This is a genomic window from Planomonospora antibiotica (assembly GCF_014647955.1).
GTDB classification, from domain to species: domain Bacteria; phylum Actinomycetota; class Actinomycetes; order Streptosporangiales; family Streptosporangiaceae; genus Planomonospora; species Planomonospora parontospora.
This window is the reverse complement of record NZ_BMQE01000124.1, coordinates 1-1,949: the sequence shown is the minus strand read 5'-3', so window position 1 is coordinate 1,949 and position 1,949 is coordinate 1. Positions and strand designations below refer to the sequence as shown.

The 1,949-nt window shown below is 69.4% G+C and carries 2 protein-coding genes; both read left to right on the top strand.

Going from position 1 to position 1,949, the window contains the following annotated elements:
- Window positions 1-1,567, top strand: a 1,567-nt coding sequence (locus tag IEZ06_RS35680) for a glycoside hydrolase family 43 protein (protein WP_189241085.1), incomplete at its 5' end; no start/stop codon positions are given.
- A 225-nt stretch (window positions 1,568-1,792) separates the two neighbouring features.
- Window positions 1,793-1,949: RICIN domain-containing protein (locus tag IEZ06_RS35675; protein WP_189241086.1), on the top strand; the 157-nt coding region annotated here is incomplete at its 3' end.

The window sequence follows — 1,949 nt, the reverse complement described above, 5'->3', positions numbered from 1 at the left end:
GCAGTACGACGACTGGGGCGGCGCCAACCAGCAGTGGCAGCTCGTGAAGGTCGGCGGCGGCTCCGGTCCGGGCGGCGACTACACCAACCCGGTCGTCTGGCAGGACTTCGCCGACGGCGACATCATCCGGGTCGGCGACGCCTACTACTACTCGGCCTCGACGATGCACTACTCGCCGGGCGCGCCGATCCTGCGCTCCTACAACCTGGTCGACTGGGAGTACGCCGGACATTCGGTCCCGAGGCTCGACTTCGGCTCGGGCGCCTACGACCTCAACGGCGGCCGGGCGTACGTGAAGGGCATCTGGGCCTCCACCCTGAACCACCGGCCCAGCAACGGCACCTACTACTGGATGGGCTGCGTCGAGTTCAACCGGACCTACGTCTACACCGCCTCCGCCGTGGACGGCACGTGGACCAAGCGCTCGCAGATCGACAACTGCTACTACGACGCCGGCCTGCTGGTCGACACCGACGACACCATGTACGTCGCCTACGGCAACGGCACCATCAGCGTCGCCCAGCTCTCGGCCGACGGCCTCAGCCAGGTGCGCGCCCAGCAGGTCTTCCGGACCCCTTCGAGCGTCGGCACGCTGGAGGGCGCCCGCTTCTACAGGCGGGGCGGCTACTACTACATCTGGCTCACCCGCCCGGCCAACGGCCAGTACGTGCTCCGCTCCACCTCCCCGTGGGGACCGTACGAGATGCGCCAGGTCCTGCTCGACATGCCCGGCCCGCTCGTAGGCGGCGGGGTCCCGCACCAGGGCGGGCTGGTCCAGACCCAGGCCGGCGACTGGTACTACATGTCGTTCGTCGACGCCTACCCCGGCGGCCGGGTCCCGGCACTCGCACCGATCACCTGGACCGACGACTGGCCGGCCGTCCGGACGGTGAACGGCCGCTGGGGCGTGAACTACCCGCGGCCGAACATCCCGACCAGCCGCACGGTGGCCCCGATGACCGGCCCGGACACCTTCACCTCGGGCGGCCTCGGTCACCGGTGGGAGTGGAACCACAACCCCGACACCAGCCGCTTCTCCACCGGCAACGGCCTGCGCCTGCAGACCGCCACGGTCACGGGCGACCTCTACAACGCCCGCAACACCCTGACCCACCGCATCCAGGGCCCGTCGTCGACCGCGACGATCGAGCTCGACTACTCGCAGATGGCGAACGGCGACCGCGCCGGGCTGGCGATGCTGCGCGACCAGTCGGCCTGGATCGGCGTCAGGCGCGACAACGGCGCGTACCGGGTCGTGATGACCAACGGGCTGACCATGAACGGCTCGTGGCAGACCACCGGCACCGGCACCGAACAGGCGGGCGCGGCCATCTCCGGCGGCCGGATCTGGCTCAGGGTCAACGCCGACATCCGCCCGGGATCGGGCAGGCAGGCCCGCTTCTCCTACAGCACCGACGGGACGAACTTCGTCGGCCTCGGCCCGGCCTTCACGTTGAACAACGCCTGGCAGTTCTTCATGGGCTACCGCTTCGGGATCTTCAACCACGCCACCCAGGCCCTCGGCGGCGCCGTGACCGTGCGCCGCTTCGACCTGACCACCCCCTGACCATCCATCCCCTGACCATCCATCCCCTGACCATCCATCCCCTGACCATCCATCCCCTGACCATCCACCCCCTGACCGGATCCGCCGTCCGGTCGGGATCCGGAACACACCCCCAACGCAGAAAGGCATCCCGGTCGGCCGGCCCCTCGCGGGCGGCACAGCAACACAGCCCTGATGGAATCGGAGCACGAAGTGAGAATCAGACCCTTAGCCATCCTCACGACCATGGCCGCGCTGCTGGCGAGCCTGTTCGTGGCCGCCCAGCCGGCGAACGCGGCCACCGTCGACACCGACGCGTGGTACGTCCTGGTCAACCGCAACAGCGGCAAGGCGCTGGACGTCTACAACCTGGCGACCGGCGACGGCGCCCGCATCACCCAGT